At 38.3% G+C, this 24,047-nt stretch carries 25 protein-coding genes; 15 read left to right on the forward strand and 10 right to left on the reverse strand.

Translation table 11 applies throughout. The features are described 5' to 3' along the window. Positions 1-15 precede the first annotated feature (15 nt). Positions 16-732 (reverse strand): tRNA (guanosine(46)-N7)-methyltransferase TrmB, encoded by a 717-nt coding sequence (trmB, locus tag AC5YD2_RS07190; protein WP_496125678.1) that lies wholly within the window; start codon positions 730-732, stop codon positions 16-18. A 255-nt stretch (positions 733-987) separates the two neighbouring features. Here trmB and AC5YD2_RS07195 point away from each other — a divergent pair, with 255 nt between their 5' ends. Next, entirely contained in the window at positions 988-3,489 is a 2,502-nt protein-coding gene (locus AC5YD2_RS07195) for an ExeM/NucH family extracellular endonuclease (protein ID WP_496125679.1), read from the forward strand. 83 nt (positions 3,490-3,572) lie between these two features. Here AC5YD2_RS07195 and AC5YD2_RS07200 read toward each other — a convergent pair whose 3' ends face one another. After that, positions 3,573-5,015, reverse strand: coding sequence for a SulP family inorganic anion transporter (locus AC5YD2_RS07200; RefSeq protein ID WP_496125680.1), 1,443 nt, complete (start codon positions 5,013-5,015; stop codon positions 3,573-3,575). A gap of 221 nt (positions 5,016-5,236) precedes the next feature. Here AC5YD2_RS07200 and AC5YD2_RS07205 point away from each other — a divergent pair, with 221 nt between their 5' ends. After that, positions 5,237-5,848: a glutathione binding-like protein gene (locus AC5YD2_RS07205; protein ID WP_496125681.1), complete on the forward strand. Its 612-nt coding sequence runs from the start codon at positions 5,237-5,239 to the stop codon at positions 5,846-5,848. Positions 5,849-5,960: 112 nt separating this feature from the next. Here the strand turns inward: AC5YD2_RS07205 and AC5YD2_RS07210 are convergent, their stop codons facing one another. The 7 genes from AC5YD2_RS07210 to AC5YD2_RS07240 all read right to left on the reverse strand — a co-directional run bounded on the left by AC5YD2_RS07210 (position 5,961) and on the right by AC5YD2_RS07240 (position 10,200). After that, positions 5,961-6,653 (reverse strand): hypothetical protein, encoded by a 693-nt coding sequence (locus AC5YD2_RS07210; RefSeq protein WP_496125682.1) that lies wholly within the window; start codon positions 6,651-6,653, stop codon positions 5,961-5,963. Then, positions 6,650-7,312 (reverse strand): hypothetical protein, encoded by a 663-nt coding sequence (locus AC5YD2_RS07215; protein WP_496125683.1) that lies wholly within the window; start codon positions 7,310-7,312, stop codon positions 6,650-6,652. The genes AC5YD2_RS07210 and AC5YD2_RS07215 overlap by 4 nt, the downstream gene beginning before the upstream one ends. A 71-nt stretch (positions 7,313-7,383) precedes the next feature. Then, complete coding sequence (locus AC5YD2_RS07220; protein WP_496125684.1) at positions 7,384-8,169, reverse strand: thiazole synthase; 786 nt, start codon at positions 8,167-8,169, stop codon at positions 7,384-7,386. A 12-nt stretch (positions 8,170-8,181) separates the two neighbouring features. Then, complete coding sequence (gene thiS / locus AC5YD2_RS07225) at positions 8,182-8,379, reverse strand: sulfur carrier protein ThiS (RefSeq protein ID WP_496125685.1); 198 nt, start codon at positions 8,377-8,379, stop codon at positions 8,182-8,184. A gap of 63 nt (positions 8,380-8,442) precedes the next feature. Further along, a complete protein-coding gene (locus AC5YD2_RS07230; RefSeq protein ID WP_496125686.1) occupies positions 8,443-8,808 on the reverse strand; it encodes a DUF423 domain-containing protein in 366 nt (121 codons plus the stop codon). A gap of 156 nt (positions 8,809-8,964) precedes the next feature. After that, positions 8,965-9,834, reverse strand: coding sequence for an RNA polymerase sigma factor RpoH (rpoH, locus tag AC5YD2_RS07235; RefSeq protein WP_496125687.1), 870 nt, complete (start codon positions 9,832-9,834; stop codon positions 8,965-8,967). 141 nt (positions 9,835-9,975) lie between these two features. After that, positions 9,976-10,200, reverse strand: coding sequence for a sulfurtransferase TusA family protein (locus tag AC5YD2_RS07240; protein WP_496125688.1), 225 nt, complete (start codon positions 10,198-10,200; stop codon positions 9,976-9,978). 386 nt (positions 10,201-10,586) lie between these two features. On the opposite strand from AC5YD2_RS07240, the gene AC5YD2_RS07245 reads away from it, so the two are divergent. Both AC5YD2_RS07245 and rhlB read left to right on the forward strand, forming a co-directional pair. Then, positions 10,587-10,799, forward strand: a complete 213-nt coding sequence (locus AC5YD2_RS07245) for a cold-shock protein (protein WP_004822370.1) — start codon at positions 10,587-10,589, stop codon at positions 10,797-10,799. A 104-nt stretch (positions 10,800-10,903) separates the two neighbouring features. Further along, on the forward strand, positions 10,904-12,055 hold the full coding sequence (gene rhlB, locus AC5YD2_RS07250; RefSeq protein ID WP_496125689.1) for an ATP-dependent RNA helicase RhlB: 1,152 nt from the start codon (positions 10,904-10,906) through the stop codon (positions 12,053-12,055). 95 nt (positions 12,056-12,150) lie between these two features. Here rhlB and AC5YD2_RS07255 read toward each other — a convergent pair whose 3' ends face one another. Continuing rightward, positions 12,151-12,531, reverse strand: coding sequence for a hypothetical protein (locus AC5YD2_RS07255; protein ID WP_496125690.1), 381 nt, complete (start codon positions 12,529-12,531; stop codon positions 12,151-12,153). Between the two features lie 206 nt (positions 12,532-12,737). On the opposite strand from AC5YD2_RS07255, the gene AC5YD2_RS07260 reads away from it, so the two are divergent. The 11 genes from AC5YD2_RS07260 to AC5YD2_RS07310 all read left to right on the forward strand — a co-directional run bounded on the left by AC5YD2_RS07260 (position 12,738) and on the right by AC5YD2_RS07310 (position 24,040). After that, complete coding sequence (locus AC5YD2_RS07260) at positions 12,738-13,313, forward strand: nitroreductase family protein (RefSeq protein ID WP_496125691.1); 576 nt, start codon at positions 12,738-12,740, stop codon at positions 13,311-13,313. Positions 13,314-13,382: 69 nt separating this feature from the next. After that, on the forward strand, positions 13,383-14,456 hold the full coding sequence (locus AC5YD2_RS07265) for an NAD(P)H-dependent glycerol-3-phosphate dehydrogenase (protein ID WP_496125692.1): 1,074 nt from the start codon (positions 13,383-13,385) through the stop codon (positions 14,454-14,456). 219 nt (positions 14,457-14,675) lie between these two features. Continuing rightward, positions 14,676-15,131: a SixA phosphatase family protein gene (locus AC5YD2_RS07270; RefSeq protein WP_496125693.1), complete on the forward strand. Its 456-nt coding sequence runs from the start codon at positions 14,676-14,678 to the stop codon at positions 15,129-15,131. A gap of 34 nt (positions 15,132-15,165) precedes the next feature. Then, the gene (gene gspL / locus AC5YD2_RS07275; protein ID WP_496125694.1) at positions 15,166-16,308 is read left to right on the forward strand and encodes a type II secretion system protein GspL; all 1,143 of its coding nucleotides are present in this window, start codon (positions 15,166-15,168) and stop codon (positions 16,306-16,308) included. Continuing rightward, positions 16,308-16,787, forward strand: a complete 480-nt coding sequence (locus AC5YD2_RS07280; protein ID WP_496125695.1) for a type II secretion system protein M — start codon at positions 16,308-16,310, stop codon at positions 16,785-16,787. Before gspL ends, AC5YD2_RS07280 begins: the two co-directional genes overlap by 1 nt. Positions 16,788-16,876: 89 nt before the next feature. Continuing rightward, positions 16,877-17,881 (forward strand): quinone-dependent dihydroorotate dehydrogenase, encoded by a 1,005-nt coding sequence (locus AC5YD2_RS07285; RefSeq protein WP_496125724.1) that lies wholly within the window; start codon positions 16,877-16,879, stop codon positions 17,879-17,881. A 5-nt stretch (positions 17,882-17,886) separates the two neighbouring features. Continuing rightward, a complete protein-coding gene (locus tag AC5YD2_RS07290) occupies positions 17,887-18,471 on the forward strand; it encodes a CvpA family protein (RefSeq protein ID WP_496125696.1) in 585 nt (194 codons plus the stop codon). A gap of 24 nt (positions 18,472-18,495) precedes the next feature. Then, positions 18,496-20,034, forward strand: coding sequence for an amidophosphoribosyltransferase (purF, locus tag AC5YD2_RS07295; RefSeq protein WP_496125697.1), 1,539 nt, complete (start codon positions 18,496-18,498; stop codon positions 20,032-20,034). An 87-nt stretch (positions 20,035-20,121) separates the two neighbouring features. Beyond that, on the forward strand, positions 20,122-22,011 hold the full coding sequence (locus AC5YD2_RS07300; protein ID WP_496125698.1) for a M48 family metalloprotease: 1,890 nt from the start codon (positions 20,122-20,124) through the stop codon (positions 22,009-22,011). Positions 22,012-22,196: 185 nt separating this feature from the next. Next, on the forward strand, positions 22,197-22,928 hold the full coding sequence (locus AC5YD2_RS07305; protein ID WP_496125699.1) for a hypothetical protein: 732 nt from the start codon (positions 22,197-22,199) through the stop codon (positions 22,926-22,928). Between the two features lie 143 nt (positions 22,929-23,071). Beyond that, on the forward strand, positions 23,072-24,040 hold the full coding sequence (locus tag AC5YD2_RS07310) for a 2-hydroxyacid dehydrogenase (RefSeq protein WP_496125700.1): 969 nt from the start codon (positions 23,072-23,074) through the stop codon (positions 24,038-24,040). Positions 24,041-24,047 lie beyond the last annotated feature (7 nt).

The following is a 24,047-nucleotide window of genomic DNA, read 5'->3' on the forward strand; positions in this document are numbered from 1 at the left end:
ATGAATCAGTTGTGATTAATTAATTTTCTTGAAATAAAAATCGTTGATCTTGTGACCTTCTTCTAGACCACGACGTTCAAATTTAGTCTGAGGACGCCAGTCAGGGCGTGGGTAGCTATTGCCTTTACCGGCCAAGTTTTCAAGATTTGGACGATTATCTAAAACATCTAACATCCACTCTGCATAGGGTTCCCAATCTGTCGCCGAATGGAATGTGCCGCCCATTTCAAGTTTTTGCTCAACCAATGGCATGCGATCATGTGAAACAAAACGACGTTTAAAATGACGCTTCTTCTGCCATGGATCAGGGAAATACAGCTGAATCGCATTGATGCTGTTATCAGGCATTTCACGTAGCACTTGAATCGCATCTGCATCAAGTAAACGTAAGTTGCTTAAACCTGCCATGCCTGCTTCATAGACGCACTGCGCGATACCCGGTACGTGTACTTCGATTCCTACGAAGTTACGTTCAGGGTTTGCTTTCGCCATCAATACCAGTGAACGACCCATGCCGAAACCAATTTCCACTGTGAGCGGTCGTTCAGGATGCTCAAAATGCTGACGTAAATCGCCAACAGGGTATTCCAGAATTAGGTGAGCATATTGTTCAAGTGCAGTACGTTGAGACGTATTTAGCGGTGAAGAACGACGCATAAATGTCACAATTTCGCGATGCTCATTCAAGTTGTCCAATTCTACAACTTGTGGGTCTAATTGATCGTTCGACATAACCTAGGCAAAAGAGAAAAATGAATGCGGTATTTTAAGTGCTCAGGATATCAAGTCAAATTTTTTCAGCGAATTCATCTTATTTTTATGTTTTGAATGCCAATAAATGGTTTTAAGGTAATTTTAATTTGTTGGCATTGAAGAAATCAGAATTGTTTTAATGTGTAATTTAATGCGATCAGTCATATTTTGATCATGAAATTGTCATGTGGGATGGATAATTTAAGCTCAATAATGAATATTCAGAATTAAAAAATGAAATTAAATAAACTTCAAAAATCTAACTCAACATCGAAGTATTTAAAGCTCAAAAGCGTCAGTCTTTGCATCGCATTGATAGGTGGAAGCACGATCTTCACGACTTCACAAGCAGCGCTTTTATTCAGCCAATATATTGATGGTAATGACAATAAAAAAGGTTTAGAAATCTATAATCCAGATTCGAATACGGTAAATTTGGCAGAGTATGAAATTCGTCAGTTTGCCAATAAAAGCACTTCACCTAATCTTACGATCAAGCTATCAGGACAGTTACCCACTCAAGCAAAATATTTGGTGGGGCATAATAATCTCAAAACAGCATTAGGCGATGCAGTTCATCAAGTCGCGAATTTAGCATTTAATGGAGATGATGCCTTGGTGCTTTATCATAAAGGTAAAGCGATTGATCGTTTTGGTCGTGTTGGCGAGCAACCTCCGACCGGTTGGGCAGATATTTCTAAAGGGAATAGTTTTCAACGCAAAAATTTAAAAAATGATGTTGGAAGTATAGATCCTGAATCCATTTTTGATCTGAATAACAGCTGGATCAAATGGTCAAACCGCAATGCATTTGAGCAGTATTTGACGTCAACTGCTCAACCTCAACCATCACTAGGGTCAATTCAATGTAGCGCACCGACTACAGCGATTGCTGATTTACAATCTGCTAAGACAAATAAGTCCTATACCGTGAAAGGCGTGATCACCGCAGATTATCGTTATGACAATGGATTTTCAGGGTTTTATTTGCAAACTAAAGATAGCCAAGCAAAGGCAAATGTGAGCAATGCAATCTTTGTTTATGCACCGAAGGCCAGTGTAATTCGGGGGGGAGATGTTGGTGATGAAGTGATTTTGCAAGGTCAACTCAGTACATATGAAAATCAACTTCAGATTGACAAATTGAGCAGTCAAATCAGCACTTGTGATCGTAATGCATTAAGTGCTGTCAGCGCGACACCGTTGCAATTACCATTTCAGAGCATCAATGGTAGCACTGGGCATTCAGCTAAACGCTATCAAGGCATGTGGGTGAGATTACCCCAGCAGTTAACCGTCAGTGAAAATTATAACTATGGTCGCTATGGACAGTTGTCTTTAAGTCTTGGGCGCTTATATATTCCAACCAATTTATTTCCTGCAAAATCTGCTGAAGCAAAATCATTAGCACAACAGAACCAACTTTCAAAAATTGAGCTGGATGATGGTTATAACCAGCAAAATCGAACACCTTGGCTTCCATTGGGTTTTAATGCAACCAATACCCTACGTGCAGGGTATCAGATCAAAAATGTAGAAGGGATTTTAGAATATCGATATGGCGCTTGGCGGATTCAACCAATGGCTCATAATAAGCACCCCGAAATTATCGTGAATGAAAACCCTAGAAAACCTATAATTGCTAAAGATTCTAAGCAAACGCGTGTTGCTGCATTTAATGTGCTTAATTATGACAATGCTTCATTGAACGGTTTGAAATCTGAACGTGGTGCAAATTCAGTATCTGAATTTAACCGACAACACGCAAAAATTATCAATGCCATGAAAGCAATAGATGCTGATGTTTATGGTTTGATGGAGATTGCAAATAATGGTTATGATGAAAAAAGTGCAATTGCCTACCTGACTCGTGCCTTAGGGGTAGACTGGAAATATGTGGTACCTCCAAAAGTTGATCGCTTAGGAAGTGATGCGATTGCTGTTGCGATTATTTATAACAGTAAGCGCGTTAAACCTGTAAATAATGCAGTGATTTATGATGATTTAACCGAAAAAAATCGTGTAACTTTAGCCCAAACATTCCAACCGATTGCCGGTGGTAAAACATTTACCGTGGTTCCTAATCATTTAAAGTCTAAAGGTAGTTGTCCAGATTCACTCACTTCACTAGATGCAGATCAGGGAGATGGACAAGGCTGTTGGAATGCGACACGTCTGACGGCTGTACAAAAGCTGATTCAATGGATTGCCAAAAATCCAACGCAGGTTAAACAGCCAAATTACTTATTGGTGGGTGATTTGAATAGCTATGCAAAAGAAGATCCAATCTTAGCTTTTGAACAAGCTAACTATAAAATATTGTTAAATGATGAAAAGATAGGTCAAGGTCAATCTGCATATAGTTATGTATTCGGTGTAGCGAGTAATACCGAAGGTCATGGTGGTGCAGGCAATCTAGACCATGCGATTGCGGATGCAACGTTGTATCCATTGGTGAAAAGAAGCTTTGCTTGGCATATCAATGCAGATGAACCGACTGCGCTTGATTATAATGAAGAATTTAAAACACCTGAACAGATTGAAAGCTTTTATAGTAGTGATGCATACCGATCTTCAGATCATGATCCAGTTATTGTCGATTTAGAGTTGAATGATCAAAGTACTGCTTTGCCAGAGAGTAGTTCGAATAAATCAGGGGGAGGCTCGACCACGCTGATGAGTCTCGTAGGTTTATTGGGATTATTGATTACCCGTAGAAAATGGTTAAAAGCATAAGCTATTCTTGATGTCTACTATAGATGTTTAGAATAAAAGCCTGAAGTAATTCAGGCTTTTTATTTTCAAACTTAAACACAGATTTAATCACAAACTCGATCAATGAGTGTTGAGCTGGCTTGGTTCAGTCCAATCACTTCAACTTGAATATTTTTTGATTCAAACTTTGCCACAATATTGGCGAGCATGTTCACAGAAGTAATATCCCAAATATGCGCATGGGTTAAATCAATCTCAATAGCTGGAATGGATTCATCGAAATCAAAAAACTGATAAAACTTTTCCGAACTACTAAAGAAGATTTGACCCTTCACCACATAGATACGTTTATTTCCCTCTAGCTCAGATTGAACTTTCACCTCACTTTCCAGTTTATTCACCAAAAAAAGCGCTGAAAGCATTACACCAACCAAGACACCCAGTGCCAAATTATGGGTTGCAAGTACAATCGCAACCACGCTGAGCATCACGATGTTACTTTGCTTTGGATGTTTGCTGAAATTTTTGATTGAATCCCAATTGAAAGTCGTTAAAGCCACCATCACCATAATTGCAACTAAAGCCGCCATGGGGATATAAGCCAACCAATGTTTAAAAAACACCACAAGGCAGAGTAAGAAAACCCCAGCCACTAATGTTGAAAGTCGTGTGCGCGCACCCGATGAAACATTGATAATTGATTGCCCGATCATGGCACAGCCTGCCATACCACCCATGAATCCACTGACGATATTGGCAACACCTTGACCACGACATTCTTGATGACGATCGCCCTCAGTTTGAGTGACTTCATTGATCACCGTCGTCGTCATCATGGTTTCAAGCAGACCGACCGTTGCCAGCGTCATGGCATAGGGCAGAATAATCAGCAATGTGTCTAAATTAAATGGAATATTGGGAATCAAGAAAATCGGTAAAGTATCTGGGAACTGTCCAAGATCACTTACTGTTCTCATATCTGAACCAAACAAAAGCGCCAGTAAACTCAATACAATAATGCAGACCAAAGGAGATGGAATCGCTTTACCCATTTTGGGGAGATAAGGAAATAAGTAAATGACCGCAAGACCTAAAGCTAAAAATAGATAGCCTGATAAATCCATTCTAGAAATCTCAGGGAGTTGAGCGACAAAAATTAAAATAGCTAAGGCATTTAAAAATCCATAGACCACGGATTGAGAAACAAAGCGCATTAACTTAGCCACTTTGAAATAACCTGCAATCATTTGGATAATACCTGTCAGCACAGTGGCAGCTAAAAGGTATTGCAAACCATGTTCTTTAACTAAAGTGATCATGAGTAAAGCCATCGCACCCGTTGCAGCCGAGATCATGGCTGTACGGCCACCAAAAAAAGCGATGGTGACGGCAATACAAAATGATGCATATAGACCAACTTGAGGATCAACGCCTGCAATCGCAGAAAAGGCAATAGACTCAGGGATCAATGCTAATCCAACGACCAGACCAGCAAGTACATCAGTGCGAATATTAGAAAACCATTCATCTTTTTTCAGGCTGATCACGCAAATTGTCCAAGAGCTTAAAATTTGGGGTATGGTAAGTTATTTGTAAATGAAAAGCATAAAAATGAGTTGGATGAGTATAGGTTTTAATGAATATTCAAGTTTTAGATTGATTTTTTACGCTTGCTTGCAAATTTAAAAGCACTTCAGCTTGAAAAAAAACCAGAAGCGATTTAAAACTAATAGAAGTAAAAAACTAAGTTAAAAGACAAGGAAAATATATGAAGTTGTATTATTCGCCAGGTGCTTGTTCACTTGCTGCTCACATCATTTTAAATGAAATTAATGTTGATTTTGACTTAGTAAAAGTAGATATAAAAAACCATCAAACTGAAAAAGGGGACGATTACTATCAAATTAACCCGAAAGGTTATGTGCCTGCTTTAGAAATCAATCCGGGTCTAATTTTGACTGAGAACGTCGCAATTTTACCGTTCTTAGCTCAGCATGATCCTAAGCAAGATTTGATCCCGCCTTCAGGGTTGGGACGTGCTAAAGTGCTTGAATGGTTGGGCTACTTGAACTCTGAGTTGCATGATGCCTATGCCGTATTTTTTGGTGCGCCACTTTCTGACGAGGCAAAACAGAAAGCTTATGCAGAGATTGATCGTCTTTTGACGTTTATCGATAAATCAATTGGTGAGTCAGATAATGATTATTTAGTCGATGATAATTTTGGGCCAGCAGATGCATATCTCTTTGTACTCACCAACTGGTCAAAGGGCATTAAACATGATTTAACGCCGTACAATAATATCAATGCCATTCGTGACAAAGTTGCTGCGCGTCAGTCTGTCCAAATTGCGATGCGTGACGAAGGTTTGATTGCCTAATTTAAGTATTGTTGCTCTTTAAAATTAAACAGCTTCATCAGGAAGCTGTTTTTTATTGATGAAAGCTGAACAATTTTTTGGGTGATTTGTACTTAATCTGCTGGATTTTTTTTTATTCAAATTGCGTATAGAAATCATCAAAATTAATGTCCTCTAGCAATAATGGTTTGTTGAATTTAAAACTGTTCCATGTGTTTTTAGCTTGACCATCCTCGAATTGATTGCCGCCATTGCTACGCTTAACCCTTAGTGTAGAAAAATTATAACCACTTGCACTCTTTTCTCCAGAGGATCGATGAAAGCTATTGTAATCAAAACCTATCAGTTGCATTTTTTGCTTTTGGTATCTGAAGGTATAAGTATGCCTTGGCCATTCCCATCCTCCACATGCCATAAAATAACTAAATTCTATCGTGAGTAAGCCTTTGTTAATTTCAATCCCATTAGACTCAGCGAGTGGATCTTCCAAACAGGAGTTTTCTGTTTGCGCAACTGGAATAGTTTTATTTTCTGTGGTCAACTGATAATCAGACTGATGATTTATAAATATCAATAGTTTACGTGGGTTATTGTGCAAGATTTTGCCATTATCATCTTTAATAATTTTATCAGTTTTTATTTTTTCGATGATCATTGCGACATCAGCACGATGATCTTGATTCAAATCGCCTTCACTTAAAGATAAAATTTTCCACCCATTCGGTACACGCTTAGTCACTGCAGCTGATGGCTTTGCACTGGAAAGTGATGGCAATGTATAAAGACAAACCAATGTCATTGCTATTTTGATTGATTTTTGAATCATTTATATTGTTCTTCAAATTTTAGGTGGTAGTCATCACTATTAAAAAGCATATTTTCTAAATTATATGATTTTTTGTTTTCTAATTTTTTCCATGCAATTGTAGGTTTGAGTTTTTTATCAGGGAAAAAATTATAGTGATGAATTTTGGTTTTATTAGATAAATAATTTACGCTAGTTTCTTTGATATTCCCACTGAGTTTATCCCCTGAAAATGAGTCCAAACCAATCAACTTGAAAAGATGCTGATCATATTTAAATTTATAAGTGTAATTTATACTATAGGTATTGTGGCAAACTGGCTCATCGTTGAAATGAATACTTAGTACTTGATTGTTAATTTCTAGACTAGATTCATCAAAGGTATTTCCTATACATTTTTCTTCATCGCCATAAACCCATGAACCAAAAGGTTTAGATAATTTGAGTTTATATGTTTGGTTTTCTTTGAAATAAATGAAAAGTTTAGGATTTGAAATTTTACGATTTTTAGGTTGCAGTAATATCACCACATCTTCATGTTGATCTTGATTTAAATCACCCTTTGCAACAGAAATGACTTCCCAATTTTTAGGGATGAGTTGGCTAACGGACGCTGGTAGATTTTCAGCATAGCTAGTCGATGCAACGAGACAAAACGTAAATAATTTTAATTTTTTCATCGATTTTCTATTTTTTGATTTCTTATATGTAAAAGGACTCCCGCGAGTCCTTTTACATATGGCATATAATTTTATTTAAAGAAATATCCCGTTTCAGGTGAACTGGCATTTGCCATACGTTTTCTTGGCATACGACCTGCAAGATACGCTTCACGTCCAGCTTCTACTGCTTTTTTCATGGCTGATGCCATTAATACTGGGTTTTGTGCAGCGGCAATTGCTGTGTTCATCAATACGCCATCACAACCGAGTTCCATTGCAATTGCTGCATCACTGGCAGTTCCAACACCAGCATCGACTAAAATAGGGACTTTGGCATTTTCTTTAATAATCGAAATGGTATGTGGGTTCAAAATTCCAAGGCCAGAACCAATTAAACTGCCTAAAGGCATAATTGCGACACAGCCGATACTTTCCAGTTCTTGTGCCACGATTGGATCATCTGAGGTGTAAACCATGACTTCAAAGCCATCTTCCACTAAGGTTCGAGCAGCTTTAACGGTATCCATAATATTTGGATACAGCGTCTTTTCATCGCCTAAAACTTCAAGTTTTACTAAGTTGTGCCCATCAAGCAATTCACGCGCTAACATACAGGTACGCACTGCTGTATCGGCATCAAAGCAACCCGCCGTATTTGGCAGTAAAGTGTATTTTTCAGGGGGAATAACTGATAATAAATTCGGTTGACTTGGGTCTTGCCCAATATTGACACGTCGGATTGCAAGTGTGACGATCTCAGCACCACTGGCTTGAATTGCTAAATCAGTCTCTTGAAGATCTTTATACTTACCTGTACCGACCAACAGGCGTGATTGAAAAGACCGAGAACCGATAATGAGAGGATGATCCTGCATAACTACTCCGTTTTAGCCGCCACCGACAGCGTGAATAATTTCAATACGATCTGATTCAGCAATCGGAGTCTGCTCCAATTTGCTTTTAGAAATAATCATTTCATTAACTTCAACTGCAAATCGTTTTCCATCAAGTGATAGATGCTGTATCAATTGTAGTAAGTTTTGACAGTGGGTCTGCTGAACTTCGCCATTTATATAAATATTCACAGCTTAAATCCTTTTTTAAATTGTGATCTTAAGAACTGAAAAAATAATGCTAAAACTCAATCGTTATCTTGCGTACTTGAAGGCATTCCATGCCAAAACTAACCAGCCTGCAATCATCAAAGCACCACCTATAGGTGTAATCATGCCTAAGCTACGTGGGAGTCCTAATGCCATGATGTATAGTGAACCACAGAAAAATAGGATACCGATTTGAATCAGTATAAAACTCGCCTTAATCGGAAGCTGAGGAATCACTTTTGCTAGAATTCCCAGTAGCAACAATCCAAGAGCATGATAGAAAAAGTAATCTGTTGCAGTAGACCACCAAGCGAGCTGTGCATCAGAAGCACGTGCTTTTAAGCCATGTGCACCAAAGGCACCCAACATGACAGCGAGCGCAAGATTTATGGCAGAGATACTAATCCACATAGCGATTTAAGCTCTATAACTTTGCGACTAACATTAGCATAAATTAACCAATACCAATTACGGAAATCACAACATTTTATCGATAAAAAAGGGCACAAAAGCCCTTTTTTAAATATTCTGAATTTCCATCATCTAAAGCTGATGTGCTAAATAAATTTAGTTAGATGACATTGCAACTTTAATCTTATCCATCGCATTTTTTTCTAGCTGACGGATACGCTCGGCTGATACATTGTATTCAGCGGCAAGTTCATGCAACGTCGATTTATCATCGTCTAACCAACGACGCTGTAAGATGTTGCGTGAGCGATCATCTAGTTGATCCATAGCAGTATGTAAAGCAGACGTACTTTGCTTTTCGTAGTCTTCTTCTTCAACTAATCGTGCAGGATCATAGCGGTTATCTTCTAGATAGAGTGCAGGCGATACGTAAGTTGTATTTTCATCGTCATCATCACCTTGGGCATCAAATGCAGCATCATAGGCAGTCAAACGACCTTCCATCTCTAACACTTGCTCAGGTGTCACATTTAAGTCTAAAGCGATTGATTTTGCTTCGTCTAAAGTGAGTTTTTTGCTCGATTTCTTTAAACTACGTAAATTAAAGAACAGTTTACGTTGTGCTTTGGTGGTAGCAATTTTTACAATACGCCAGTTACGAATGACATATTCGTGAATTTCGGCTTTAATCCAATGCACGGCAAATGACACCAAACGTACACCCATATTGGGGTCGAAGCGTTTGACAGCTTTCATTAAGCCTAAATTGCCTTCTTGAATTAAATCGCCTTGTGGTAAACCGTAACCTGCGTAACTACGAGCAATATGCACAACGAAGCGCAGATGCGACATCACCAACATTTTGGCTGCATCTAAATCTTGATCATAAAAATAGCGATCAGCTAACTCTTTTTCTTGTTCAGCTGTCAAAATTGGGATTTGATTCACAGTGCTCATATAAGCACCAAGATTTACCCCAGGCGCAGACAATGACAGGGGCATCAATTGATTGCTGCTGTCAGTCATGTGTTCTCCTTAAATCGGATAATAGTTATAAAACCAATAACAATATCTTAATTCGATTTGCATGTGGTGTTAAAGGGAATTGGGTAGTGAAATGTAAATTAATATTCAACATTGCCACACAATCAGTTTAATTGAAAACAATTAAGATTCAATTACGTAATGAAATTCTTGTTCAGAAATTTGCAAAAAATCGCATCTATAGTTATGTATTTCGCAATAACGGCGAATATCTAACTGACTATTCGGGTCAGATGATTTCAATAAATAACTTTGCGGTGGTGTATGGAGCTTTAATTGCTTTTTTAAAAGTAATAAGGGAAGCGGGCAGGGTTTACCCAAAGCATCGATTTCAATTAAAGCATTCATTTCATTCAATAATATAATATTTACTCTGCTATTTTAACAAAGTGTGCAGCATTACGAATGATATTTTGTGAAATTTCAATAAAAATTAGGGTAGTGATTCTACGGTTAATCTATTTGGGTGATAAATAAACAAATTTTTGTATAATATTTTGAGCAAAAACCTCTATTAATTGTAATAAACACATGATAAGCTCGTTGCGTAATTAAGGAATCGAATAGGGATTTTTCGTCTCTAAGCCTTATTTATGAATGGATGTAACCGGGATTTTGTTAATAGTTTTATAGAATGATTACAAGCTTTGAAATACAAAAATGTTTTAAAATTTGTTTGCTCTGCTGTTTGCAACACCGGGTGGTCCCTTTTCTTACCAACTGAGGATTAACTTATGACAGCTCGCGAACAAGGCGTAGTTAAGTGGTTTAACGACACTAAAGGTTTTGGCTTCATTCAACGCGCTGGCGGTGATGATGTTTTCGTTCATTTCCGTGCTATCCAAGGCGACGGTCACCGTTCACTTCGTGACGGCCAACGCGTGGAATTTAGTGTTGTACAAGGTCAAAAAGGTTTTCAAGCTGAAGAAGTTCAGCCTTTAGACTAATCCTAGTTTTTTAAATTAGGTTAACGCTCCAATTTTAGGAATTGGGGCGTTTTTTGTTTATAATGAATATAATATTTTTAAATCTGACCGCCGAGCACGTATATATGTCATCTGGTTTCGAAACCCTAAACTTAGAGCCACAACTTAAGCAAGCCATTGATGCTTTAGGGTTTAAAGAAATGACCCCAATTCAAGCCAAAGTATTGCAATATACTTTAGCAGGTCATGATGCAATTGGTCGCGCACAAACGGGTACAGGTAAAACTGCTGCATTTCTTGTCAGTATTATTAATGATTTACTTAAAAATCCAATTCAACATCAACGTTTTCGTGGTGAGCCACGGGCTTTGATCTTGGCACCAACCCGCGAACTTGCGATTCAAATTGAAAATGATGCAAAAGATCTGACTAAGTTTTCTGGCTTAAATGTAGTCACTTTGGTGGGTGGTGTTGATTTTGATAAACAAAAGAAGCAGTTGGACCAAGGCTTTGTCGATATTATTGTCGCGACACCTGGTCGTTTAATTGATTTTACTGAACAAAAAGAAATCTGGTTAGACCAAATTGAATTTTTAGTGATTGATGAAGCGGATCGTCTACTGGATATGGGCTTTATTCCATCAGTTAAACGTATCGTGCGTTATTCTCCACGTAAAGAACAACGTCAAACCTTATTATTTTCTGCAACTTTTAGCTATGACGTGCTTAATTTGGCACAGCAATGGTTGTTTGAGCCTGTCACAGTCGAAATTGAGCCGGATAAGAAAACCAATGCGGATGTTGAACAACGTGTTTATGTGGTTGGAAAGTCAGATAAGTATAAACTTTTGGAAGAAATTCTACGGGATGAACCGATTGAAAAAGTGATGATCTTTGCCAATCGTCGTGATCAGGTTCGTAAGTTATATGACCACTTGAAACGTGATGGCTATAAAGTCGTGATGTTGTCAGGCGAGATTGCTCAAGATAAGCGTATCAAGATGCTTGATCAGTTTAAAAATGGTCAACACAATATCATGATTGCGACAGATGTTGCGGGACGTGGTATTCATGTAGATAACGTATCACATGTGATTAACTTTACCTTACCTGAGCAATCTGATGACTATGTGCACCGCATTGGACGCACAGGACGTGCAGGAAGCAGTGGTGTAAGTATCAGCTTCTTGTCGGAAGATGATGCATTTTATCTTCCTGAAATTGAAAAAGCGATTGGACAAAAAATTCCACTCACACGTTTAGATGGTTATTGCTAATCCTAAAAGACGTCATTGATGAACATTTAAATGTCATTCAATAAAAAAGCCCCTCAACGGGGCTTTTTTATTGAATCAGTATTGATCTTAAATCGTTAATTGGCTTTACAGGTAAAGGTTAATACCGTTTGGTAGTCGGTGTCTTTTTCAATGGTTGTATTTTTTCCAATCACTGAGCCTAAAACACTCGCTGCTGCAGAGACCATTTGTCCTGTTTTTTCATCAAATACACCTTTTAAGGCGCCGTTATATTCTGTTTTTTCATCCACAAGCATAGGGGCATGATTTTTACCACAAGTTTTATTGGCAGCCGTAATGGCATTGTTTTTTGCAATGATTTGGCTTTTACCTAAACCTGAAACCTCATATTGATTATTTGCCTTTTGAATGGCCAATGTTTCAGTGGGGTTTGATGCGCAGGCAGTGAGCAATAGTCCGGCAGTGAGAACTGTTGATGTTGTTAAAAATGCTTTCATTATTTTTCTTCCTAAAGCTTAGATAAATTTCAACGTTTATATTAGCGGTGAGTTAAGGATTGATTTTGAATAGTTTGTATATATTTTGAATTTTAATCAGGTTTTTTGTGAATTTTGATTCTGCTATAGACAAATGCAGCTATAGAGTAAATTTTGAGGTTTGTGATAAGCTAAGCTTCAATACGTAATACATAGATTTGTAGTCAATGTCAGATTCTTTTCTAGATGCAGTACATCAGAATATTCATCAGCGTCAGTCAATTGGGCACTTGGTTGAACCTGCACCAAATGCCGCACAACTTGAGATTGCATTTCAGGCGGCATTAACTGCACCAGATCATCATCGATTGAAACCCACACATTTTATAGTGGTGGCAGCTGAGCAAAGAGGAGCATTTGGTGAGATTTTGGTTGAAGCCATGCGCAACTTGGGTGAAATTGATGAGCAACAAGTCGAGCGTGTTCGACATCATCCAATGAGAGCGCCACTGCTTGTTTTGGCGGTGACACGTTTTCAAGATCATCCTAAAGTTCCTGACTTTGAGCAAACCTTAAGTTCAGGCGCTGCTGTACAGAATTTTCTACTTTCGCTTCAAGCTCAAGGGTTTTCAACTATGTGGCGTAGTGGGGCAGTGGTTGAATCGAATTGGTTTAAGCAAAAATTAGGTTTGCAATCAGATGATCTGATTTCAGGGATTATTTATATAGGAACTGCTTTTAAATCAATTCCTGCGCGTTTAGAGATGCCGTCTGAGTCTAATGTATCTTATTGGAAGCCTTAACCAGTATTTAGATGGTATCGACTTAGCTTTGAAATTGAACAGTTAAATTAAAAATTTGGGATAAAAATAATGTCGGAATTAAAATTCACGGATTTGGTTGAACCTGTCGCAGTGGACAGTAAAACAGCGTTGCGCGTTACTGTATTAGGTGGGGGTAGCTTTGGTACAGCGATGGCGAATACTGCTGTACGAAATGGTTGTGATACCAAAATTTGGATTCGTGATGCAGCAATTGCGGCTGAGATTAATGCCACGCATATTAATCAACGTTATTTACCCGATTTTACACTTGAGAAAGGATTGGTTGCCGAGTCTAACTTAGAAAAGGCTGTACGTGATCGAGACATTATTTTAGTTGCCATTCCAAGTCACTCTTTTCGTGATGTATTACGTCAAATTAAGCCATTTATAAGTGCGCAAGCTGTTGTCTCACTCACCAAAGGGGTAGAAGCTAAAACCTTTAGTTTTATGAGTGATATTATTCGTGAAGAGCTACCTGAAGTGCCTTACGGTGTCTTGTCAGGACCGAATCTTGCCAAAGAAATCATGGCAGGAATGCCAGCAGGTACAGTGATTGCCAGTGATTCAGAGCTGGTGCGCTATGCAGTCCAACAAGCTTTACATAGTGCTTTATTCCGTGTCTTTGGTAGTGATGATGTGAATGGGGTCGAGCTAGGTGGCGCACTAAAAAATATCTATGCAGTAGCAATGGGTATGGCTGCTGCTTATAAAGTGGGTGAAAACACCAAGAGCATGATCTTAACGCGTGCCTTGGCAGAAATGAGTCGCTTTGCTGTTAAGTTAGGTGCGAATCCACTGACATTCTTGGGTTTATCCGGCGTTGGTGATTTATTCGCAACCTGTAGTAGTCCGTTAAGTCGTAACTATCAAGTCGGTTTCGCGCTTGGTTCAGGAAAATCTTTGGAGCAAGCAACTCAAGAGTTGGGTCAAACTGCTGAAGGTATTAATACGATTGTTCAGGTCAACAGCCGTGCTAAAGAACTCGATGTCTATATGCCAATTACCACAGCACTTTATGAAGTGATATATGAAGGTGCCCCAGCGATGCATATTGCAGTATCACTGATGAAAAATGGTCATCGTAGTGACGTCGAGTTTGTGCTACCGCATAACAAAGTATGATAGTTTGAATGCTGAATAAAAGACTTTAAACGAAGCAGAATGATATTTTTAGAAAATCGTAGCAATTTATATGGATGCTTCAACACCTTTAATATGGCAATACATCGACTGATCATTTTTAGGTTTAGAGCTTTAGATGTTTAAACACAAATGATCAAAATGATCAAAAAAATGTCATCATGCTTCGTTAAAATAGGATTTTAATTTTAGGGAAAATATATGCAATTAACATTGGTTCGTCATGGAGAGGCATCGCCAGCTACAGATGGTAATGATATTAAACGACCTTTGACGAGACGCGGACATGAGCAGGCGAAGCAAACAGCAATTTTCTTAAAAGATCAGGTGACGCCAGATATTTTTGTGGTGAGTCCTTTACTACGCGCACAAGAAACGCTTTCACATCTGCAAACTATTTTTCCAGAAGTTACAGTTTTGATTTGTGACAAAATCAAGCCCGATGATCATGCCAAAGAAGCGATTGATTGGCTGAGCCAATTGCCTTTCGAAAATATTGTGGTGGTTTGCCATATGAATGTTGTGGCTCATATTGCTGAACAACTAACGCATGAATCATTTAATCCTTATGCGCTTGCAGAAGCACGTATTTATGAGCAAAGTGTTATCGCAAATGGCTTGTCAACACAGCGAAAATCCTTTATTCCTAACATATAAATCAATTTAAAAATTAAACGGTAGAAAATTATAAATGTTGTATCTATGGATGCCTGAGGCCAATGGGGTTTGGCAATGGTCACGTGGTGATAACTGGATGCAGGCATCTAGTCTTGAGCAATTGATTCAAGAGATCAAACCATATCAAGGGGAGGAAGCCGTGGTTTTCTTTCCCAGTCGTGATGTGCAAATTATTCAGCAAAAAATCCCTAAAGCTCAATATAAACAGTTGGGTCATGATGGAATTAAATATTTAATTGAAGAATATGTGATATTCCCGATTGATCAAATGAACGTGATTTCGAGTTTTGAAGCACCCGATCAACTTTCTATTCTTGCGATTGCGAAAAATGCAGTTTTAACCATGCAGCATTCGCTGACACTCATTCCTGTCAAAGTAACAGCGTTATTACCAGACTTTCTGGTATTGCCGATTCCGCAAGACAATGAAACAATCATTGCCAATGTGCAACAACAATTACTGGTGCGTGAAAGTGCGTTGCAAGGATCATCGCTAGATGATCTGTCTTTATATTTGGATATGTGCGCTCAACCAGAGATATTCAAATATGATGCACTAACGGATGAGCAAGAACATGCTTTGCTTATAATGACGACTGCGGAACAACGAGAAAGTTTTAATTATCAATTCAAGCCTATTTTAAAAGCTAAAAACCATCCATTTAATGTTTTGCCAAAAGCTAAACGTGAAGCAAGTCGTGCTTCGGGCTATTGGAAAGCCTGTGCGATGCTAGTGCTTGCATTGTTGGTTGTACAATTGAGTTATGATCTTGCGCGTTGGGTAAAGTTGAAAAAATTAGCAGATCAAACGGCCGTGTTGTCTATTGAACAGTATAAAACATGGTTTGGTGCCAATAGCCGTGTCACTGAGCAGAACATCAAAAGCTTATTTGAGAGTAATTTACGTTTAAGTCAAACAGCAAATACACAGGCATTGCAGTTGATTAGTCGAGTAGGACCCATTTTGATGCAAAATCAAATCGTGGCGAATAACGTCAATTATGATGCCAATGTCCTGAATATGAATCTAGTCGCACGCAGCTCTGATGCACTTCAAAGTTTGGTCGGTCAGTTAAATCAACAAGGCTTTAAAGCCGAACTTGGAAATGTTCAAACGCAGGCAAATGGTGTGATTGGGGCGGTGAAAATACAATAATGAAAGCATTCAATAAAGCACATGACTGGTTTGATCTATGGTTAGATAGAATCAGCGAGAACTTAGAACGTATTTCTTTGCGTGAACGAATTATGGTGATTGGTGCGACGATTATTGTTGTCGTTGCGATCATAGGTACATCGCTATGGAAAATGCATCAAGCTGCTGACTTACAACAAAGTCGTTTAACTCAACTGAAGGATGATTTGGTCTGGATGCAAACCAATGTTGCAACCATGAAGCCAGCCGATGATTTAAATTTATCTATAACAGATAAGATTCAAAGAGTTTCACAACAGCAAGGTATTTCTGTAGCATCACAACAAATGGGGGATGCAACGCAAATTGTGGCTGAACATGCAAACTATTCAATTTTAGCAAACTTTCTGACTCAACTGGCACAGATAGGTTTGAGCATTGAAAAACTTGAATTAAATAAAGTGGGTGAGCAGATTAAATTAACAGCGACTGTGAAGTGACTGGTGAAAATAAACAACTGACAGCCATAGCCTTTTATACAGACTGTGCCTATAATATGCCAACTTAAAAAGCAGTAGACTTTTTGAATATGTTATATTCGCTTGCTCGTCCATTTCTATTTTCGTTGGCGCCAGAGCGTGCACATGATCTGACATTATCATTACTTAAAAAAACCTATAAGTTAGGTGTAATGCGTCAGGTGATTGAAGCTAAGCCTGTAACATGTATGGGAATTCAATTTCCAAATCCAGTGGGTTTAGCTGCGGGCTTAGATAAAAATGGTGCTTATATTGATGCACTAGCAAGTTTGGGTTTTGGATTTATCGAAATCGGTACAATCACCCCTCGTCCACAAGCGGGCAATCCGCAACCTCGTCTATTTCGTATTCCAGAAGCTAAAGCCATTATTAACCGTATGGGTTTTAATAATGAGGGTGTTGATCAACTGATTGAAAATGTAAAAGCATCCAATTTTAAAGGTGTTTTAGGCATTAATATTGGTAAAAATGCGGATACTGCTGTAGAAGATGCTGTTTCTGATTATCTGATTTGTTTAGAAAAAGTGTATAATTACGCATCATATATCACGGTAAATATTTCTTCGCCTAATACTAAAAATTTGCGTAGTTTGCAAAGCGGTCATGCGCTGACTGAATTACTTGAAACACTAAAAAAGCGTCAATTGGAACTTGCAGAAGAATATCAGCATTATGTGCCTTTAGTGTTGAAAGTCGCGCCTGATCTGACAGCAGAAGATATTCAATTTATTGCTTCACAGTTAATCCAATTTAAAATTGATGGTTTGATTGTGACCAATACTACGCTTTCTCGTGAAGGGGTAGAAAACCTTCCTTCTGGCGATGAGGCTGGTGGTTTATCAGGTGCACCCGTGTTTGAAAAGAGTACTGCTTGCTTGCAAGCCTTTTCAAAGATCTTAAAAGATCAAATTCCATTGATTGGCGTTGGTGGTATTCTTTCAGGTGAACAGGCTATAGCGAAACAACAAGCAGGCGCAAGTCTCGTACAAATCTACAGTGGTTTGATTTATACAGGACCGGCTTTAATCAAAGATTGTGTTAATGCTATGATCTGATTTTTATGAACAACTTAGATATATTCATACTGATTATTCTGCTCATTGGAGGGCTTAACGGTTTGCGTCAAGGATTCGTTAATGCCTTTGCGAACTTGGTTGGATGGATTTTTGCACTGATTATCGGTGCTAAATATGCCAATTTAATCGCGCCTTCCATGACAGTGCTCAGTCAAGATCCTGTTGTTCAAAAAATTGCAGCTTTTGCTTTCATTGTTTTACTCATCGTTGTTTTGACATGGATTGTGACTGCGATTCTCAATCGAATGCTTAAAACACTGAAATTAGGCCCACTCAACCGTCTAGCAGGTGGTGCTTTTGGAACATTGAAAGGTTTATTGATCGTCCTCATTTCCATGCAAGGAATAGGCTCTTTTGTAGAAAGCTCTCCTCATTGGAAACAGTCTAAATTTATCCAAGCATTATTGCCTTATGCACCTATGGCAACTCAATTTACAAAAGATACTGCCAATAAGGCCTTAAATCAGATTAATTCAGATGAAACTAATGATCAGGATAGTGACAAAATGTCCAAAGATTCTGATCAGAAAGATGCATCTTCAGATTCAACGAAAAATCCTTTTTATTAATCCTAGCTTGTCTGCGAGGTTGCTATGTGTGGAGTAGTTGGTATAGCGGGTAAATCCCCGGTTAACCAAATGTTGTTTGATGCATTAACGATGTTACAACATCGTGGACAAGATGCTGCTGGGATAGTGACTTACCATAATGGTCGTCTATTTTTAAGAAAAGACAATGGGATGGTTCGTGATGTTTTCCATACTCGCCATATGCGCGCGTTGTTGGGAAATTATGGTATTGGTCATGTACGTTACCCAACTGCAGGTTCTTCAAGCAGTGCTGAAGCGCAACCGTTTTATGTAAACTCTCCGTATGGGATTACTTTGGCGCATAACGGTAACTTAACCAATGCTGAAGAAATTCATGATGACTTGTTTAAAACTGACTTACGTCATATGAACACGGATTCTGACTCAGAAGTGTTGTTAAACGTTTTTGCACACGAATTTCAAAAGCTCGCTAAACTCAATCCGAATGCTGACGATGTTTTCAACGTTGTTGCTAAGGTGCATGATCGCTGTAAAGGTGGTTATGCAGTCGTTGCAATGATCACTGGACATGGTTTAGTCGGCTTCCGTGATCCAAATGGTATCCGTCCATTAATTCTAGGCTCACGTGAAACTGAATTGGGGCTGGAATACATTCTTGCTTCTGAATCCGTTGCTTTGACTGCGTTAGGTTTTAAAGTTGAACGGGATGTGCTTCCTGGAGAAGCCATTTTTATTGATGCTGAAGGTCAATTATTCTCGAAACAATGTGCTATAAATCCTGAATATCGTCCATGTATTTTCGAATACGTTTATTTTGCTCGTCCAGATGCAATCATTGACGGTATTTCTGTTTATAAAGCACGTCTTAAAATGGGTGAAAAGCTTGCTCACAAAATTTTATGCGAGTGGGGCGAGTTTCATGACATTGATGTCGTGATTCCGATTCCAGATACATCGCGTACTTCAGCATTAGAATTAGCAAATACCCTCGGTGTGAAGTTCCGTGAAGGCTTTATGAAGAACCGTTATATCGGTCGTACCTTCATTATGCCAGGTCAACAGTTACGTAAAAAATCTGTACGTCAAAAGTTAAACCCTGTTGAATTAGAGTTTAAGGGTAAAAATGTACTTTTAGTCGATGATTCAATTGTACGTGGCACAACGTGTAATGAAATTATCCAAATGGCGCGTGATGCTGGTGCTAAAAAAGTATTTTTTGCTTCTGCTGCACCGATGGTGAAGTATCCAAACGTCTATGGTATTGATATGCCAGTGAAGGATGAGCTGATTGCATCCAACCGTGATGTTGAGGAAATTCGTGAACTAATTGGTGCTGATCGTTTGATTTTCCAGAACTTGGAAGATTTAAAAGATGCTGTACGTACCAAAAAAGTACCAGAAGTAAGTGAATTCGATTGTTCTGTGTTCGATGGGATCTATGTGGCGGGGGGGATTAACGACGCTTATTTAGATGGTCTTGAACAGAAGCGTTGTGAGTCTGCTAAGAAAAATAAAGATGGCTATATCGATGTCAATGTGGATGCGTCATCGGTCGACTTAAGTGGTTTAAAAGACGCATAAGCCCTTCTGAAAAAATGATTAAAAAAGCGAGTAATTCTCGCTTTTTTAATTTATGATCTGAATACAATGTAATCAGGAACTTTTACATTGAAAGATGTAAGTCATTATTTAATAAAAAACAAAAACATGCTTTGGCCTGCAAGTATTAGTGCGCTTGTCATTTTATTGTCCATTTTTCTTTTAAATAGTGGTTTAGGTCTTCTGATCCATTATTTAAATCCTCAACACTCTATTCTTTGGAATAGTTATAGCCCTTATTTTTTACTGTTGATCGGCTCGATTATCGGTGGTTCGATTATTTATGAGTTTTATGTTTTTCGTTCAGGTGGACATACGCTGGCGAAACAATTGAATGCAAGACAGCTTACGCTTTTGGAGAGTACTCCTGAAGAGAGACTTGCACTGAAATTAACGGAAAAGTTAGCCAATAACTTCGCAATTGATATTCCTACATTGTATGTACTACAAGATGAAATTGGGGTAAATGCACTCACTGCTGGTTTCCATCCCAAAGACACCGTGATTATTTTAACCTGGGGTGCTTTACAAAATTTGGATGAGCTGGAGCTTTATGGCTTGTTGGGACATGAATTTAATAAAATTTTGTCAGGTGAGGCCACGGAAAATACGCGTTTAAAAATTTTATATAGTGGGGTAACGACGTTTAGTCAATGGGGGAGTCAAATTGCTAAAAAGGGATTTAAGCGCAATGCATCGAATACTCGGCATAAGTTTGAAACGAGTTTGGTTGCTATAGGAGGGGTAATTTGGCTGATTGGTAGTCTGGGGGTTTTAATCAATCGTTTGATTAAATATATGACCTTAGGGGGAAGAACTTATTATAATGATTTCAAAACCAAAAAGTTATTACTCAATGATGCCAATGTGCAGACTTTACTTCGCATCTATGTGCATCATGCAGGTTCACAGATTCATAGTGAATACTCAGAAGCAATTTCACATATGTGCTTTGCAAACTCATTAAGCCCACAAAGTTGGATGAATATTCATCCTAGCATTCAAGATCGTATTTATGAGTTAAATCCAAGCCTACTTCAAGATTTGCAATTGGAAAATTTACAGAAACTTCGATCTCAACCTTTGTTTAGTTTGATGCGATCCTTAGAGGAGTCGATTGCAGAAGAGTATAATCCTTGGATGTCTCCACAGCCTTTGCCATTATTGCGATTATCCCCAATTAGTTTTGCAATCAAGGATGCGATCAAGCCTTTAAGCTTGGAAGTACGTCAACAGATGTCACGTCCAGAATTAATTACCCGTGCTATGCAAACCGCGACTGGATCAAGAGAGGTGATGATCGCGATTTTGATGATTCGTCAATATCGTGAATTTATTCCTTCAAATGCACAGGTGAGCCGTGCCATTGTCGATTCTCTTCTTCATATCGATGGTCGTGTCCATATCCAAATTTTTCATGAGGCTTGCTCAAATCTAGGCAATATGCCAGCCACCAGTGCGCGCCAGTTTATTACTAAGCTTGCTAAAATTATTCAAGAAGATGGTGAAATTGGATTGTTAGATGCACTGTTAATTGAAAAAGTAAAATCAGAATTGGGGCTTTTACCGATTCATCGACCGACTTCATTAGAGGATGCGAAACCGCAAATTGTGCGTCTGGTGGATGCATTACTCCATGTGCAACAGCTGAATAGCGCAAATCAACTTGAAGTGCGTTATAAGATTCTAAAACGAGTATTATCGGTTGAAGAATTAGAAATCTATGAAGAAATTTCAGATGAGCCTATAGATTTGGGTGAAATCTTGAATGATATAGCAGGGTTGTTGTTGCGTGATCGTTTAAGTATTTTGGGTGTGGCTGAGATTTGCTTGTGGCATGACCGGGTCATTACACAGGATGAATTGGATGTGCTGGAACTGCTGTATTGGCGCTTAGGGTTTGACAGTGAAGAGATTGTGAGTCAAATGCATAAGAAGAATAGTATTATGATTGTTTAGCGGGTTTTCTGGAAAATAAACAACGAAATTGATATTTTTTAAACAAATGATGATTAAATTGCTTAGAATAACAACGCGTCCCAAAATGGAATGGGGTTGGCGAAGAAGAGTAAGCAAGAATATTGAAAAAGAGTATGATTGGTTGAGGAATTAAAGCTCAGCAATTCATTGTAAAAATCGGTAGAATGTCCAGCCCATTAAATGCTAGTACGTATGAAATGAATGTGAATATGGTAGAGCATCAGCGCAGTATATTGTCAGTGATTGGTATTGATTTATGGATGCCTAAAGCTGATGCGCAGACGCGTACCTATACATCAAGTTTGTATCGTGACCAAGCAGCGCCAGAGCGTCATGATGTTCACAACTTCCACGTTGATCATTTAGACACTTCCGAAGTATTTGAATCTAAAAATACGACCAACGCTGATCAAATTATTCAACCAAATAAAGTTGATGAGAATCCATTAGAAAAATCTCATGTCGAGAAATCAAATCAACAACATGATCTAAAGTCAGGGGTTGTGATTTCTACAGAAGTGCGGGAGGCAGTTTATGTTGCACCTTTCGAGCTTCAGGCATTCAGCCTTGAAAATTGTGTGATCTTAGTTGACACAACTCAATTGACTTCTGAGCAGGCTGCACTATGGCAAAATATTCAAATGGCTAAAACGGGTCAGTTTGCTGTTTTAAAATGGCCATTTGCACTAGCACCATTACAAGATGGTCGGGGTGTGAAAGTTTATATCCAAGGTTTTGTGGACGCCTTAAAAGCGGATAAGCAGATTCTCAGCATAGGTAAAATTGCACATGCTCAAATTGATAACATCGTTGAACTGCCAAATCTCCAAGAAATGTTGGATCAGCCTCTATTAAAGAGTGAGTTATGGGATTATATGCAAAAGCCAGTAAAATAATCTTTCAAAAATATAAGATTAAAGTTTTAAAAAATTGAATAGATCATAAAATCCTTTGAATAAATAAAATAAAGCTTCAAACAAAATAATAAATAAAGTGTATAAAAGACCATAAGGATTTAAAAACAATATTAGGGATGTATATGCAACAAAAGGTTGTGGTATTTAGTCAAATTGATTCAATTATTCTTGAAAAATTAAAAGATCGTTATCATGTCGTACAGATTAATCCGAAAGCTGGTGATATTAATCAGCAAATTCTAAATGAAGTGACTGATGCAGATGGAATGATTGGCGCGGGTCGGTTACTGAATGAAACGAATCTGCACACTGCTCAAAGACTCAAAATTATTTCTACAGTGAGTGTTGGATATGACAACTATGATGTTGACTATCTGAATCAAAGGAAAATTTGGTTAGCACATACACCACATGTATTGACAGAAACCACCGCAGATTTAGCTTTTACGTTGTTGATGAGTGCAACACGTAAAGTACCTCAGTTAGATTCTTGGACTAAACAAGGCGCATGGACAAGGACAGTTGGAACAGCTCAATTCGGCTTAGACATATATGGCAAAAAGCTCGGTATTATTGGTTTAGGAAATATTGGATTGGCGATTGCGAAACGTGGCTTTCATGGTTTTAATATGAAGATTAATTATCATAATCGAAATCCAAAACCTGAACGTGCACAGTTGGTCGATGCACAATATTTAGCGCTCGAAGATTTATTGGAACAGTCTGATTTTATTGTGGTTGCAGTAGATTTAAATGCAGATTCGACAGCCCTCATGGGGCGTGAGCAATTTAACAAAATGAAGCCTTCCGCGGTTTTTATCAATATTTCACGTGGTTCAGTGGTCGATGAAGATGCTTTAATTGATGCATTAAAACAAAATAAAATTTTTGCTGCAGGCTTAGATGTCTATCAGAAAGAACCTTTGCAAGATTCTAAATTATTTGAGCTGGACAATGTAGTGACCCTACCTCATGTTGGCTCTGCTACGACTGAAACACGCCTGAAAATGGCTGAACTAGCTTATTTAAATCTAGTCCAAGCATTAGACGGTGAACTTCCGAAATGTTTAGTCAATGAAAAATTCTGCTAAATGTTTT

Source organism: Acinetobacter sp. CY73, from assembly GCF_059515865.1.

Excerpts from the sequence above, each read along its gene's own strand:
- AC5YD2_RS07240 (WP_496125688.1), bottom strand. The coding sequence starts at position 10,200 with ATGAATGCTTTAATTGAAATCGATGCTTTGGGTAAACCCTGCCCGCTT.
- AC5YD2_RS07230 (WP_496125686.1), bottom strand. The coding sequence starts at position 8,808 with ATGTGGATTAGTATCTCTGCCATAAATCTTGCGCTCGCTGTCATGTTG.
- AC5YD2_RS07205 (WP_496125681.1), top strand. The coding sequence starts at position 5,237 with ATGAAGTTGTATTATTCGCCAGGTGCTTGTTCACTTGCTGCTCACATC.
- AC5YD2_RS07255 (WP_496125690.1), bottom strand. The coding sequence starts at position 12,531 with ATGAAAGCATTTTTAACAACATCAACAGTTCTCACTGCCGGACTATTG.
- rhlB (WP_496125689.1), top strand. The coding sequence starts at position 10,904 with ATGTCATCTGGTTTCGAAACCCTAAACTTAGAGCCACAACTTAAGCAA.
- AC5YD2_RS07265 (WP_496125692.1), top strand. The coding sequence starts at position 13,383 with ATGTCGGAATTAAAATTCACGGATTTGGTTGAACCTGTCGCAGTGGAC.
- purF (WP_496125697.1), top strand. The coding sequence starts at position 18,496 with ATGTGTGGAGTAGTTGGTATAGCGGGTAAATCCCCGGTTAACCAAATG.
- AC5YD2_RS07270 (WP_496125693.1), top strand. The coding sequence starts at position 14,676 with ATGCAATTAACATTGGTTCGTCATGGAGAGGCATCGCCAGCTACAGAT.
- AC5YD2_RS07280 (WP_496125695.1), top strand. The coding sequence starts at position 16,308 with ATGAAAGCATTCAATAAAGCACATGACTGGTTTGATCTATGGTTAGAT.
- AC5YD2_RS07195 (WP_496125679.1), top strand. The coding sequence starts at position 988 with ATGAAATTAAATAAACTTCAAAAATCTAACTCAACATCGAAGTATTTA.
- AC5YD2_RS07285 (WP_496125724.1), top strand. The coding sequence starts at position 16,877 with ATGTTATATTCGCTTGCTCGTCCATTTCTATTTTCGTTGGCGCCAGAG.
- trmB (WP_496125678.1), bottom strand. The coding sequence starts at position 732 with ATGTCGAACGATCAATTAGACCCACAAGTTGTAGAATTGGACAACTTG.
- gspL (WP_496125694.1), top strand. The coding sequence starts at position 15,166 with ATGTTGTATCTATGGATGCCTGAGGCCAATGGGGTTTGGCAATGGTCA.
- AC5YD2_RS07215 (WP_496125683.1), bottom strand. The coding sequence starts at position 7,312 with ATGAAAAAATTAAAATTATTTACGTTTTGTCTCGTTGCATCGACTAGC.
- AC5YD2_RS07290 (WP_496125696.1), top strand. The coding sequence starts at position 17,887 with ATGAACAACTTAGATATATTCATACTGATTATTCTGCTCATTGGAGGG.
- AC5YD2_RS07305 (WP_496125699.1), top strand. The coding sequence starts at position 22,197 with ATGTCCAGCCCATTAAATGCTAGTACGTATGAAATGAATGTGAATATG.
- AC5YD2_RS07210 (WP_496125682.1), bottom strand. The coding sequence starts at position 6,653 with ATGATTCAAAAATCAATCAAAATAGCAATGACATTGGTTTGTCTTTAT.
- AC5YD2_RS07220 (WP_496125684.1), bottom strand. The coding sequence starts at position 8,169 with ATGCAGGATCATCCTCTCATTATCGGTTCTCGGTCTTTTCAATCACGC.
- rpoH (WP_496125687.1), bottom strand. The coding sequence starts at position 9,834 with ATGACTGACAGCAGCAATCAATTGATGCCCCTGTCATTGTCTGCGCCT.
- AC5YD2_RS07310 (WP_496125700.1), top strand. The coding sequence starts at position 23,072 with ATGCAACAAAAGGTTGTGGTATTTAGTCAAATTGATTCAATTATTCTT.
- AC5YD2_RS07260 (WP_496125691.1), top strand. The coding sequence starts at position 12,738 with ATGTCAGATTCTTTTCTAGATGCAGTACATCAGAATATTCATCAGCGT.
- AC5YD2_RS07245 (WP_004822370.1), top strand. The coding sequence starts at position 10,587 with ATGACAGCTCGCGAACAAGGCGTAGTTAAGTGGTTTAACGACACTAAA.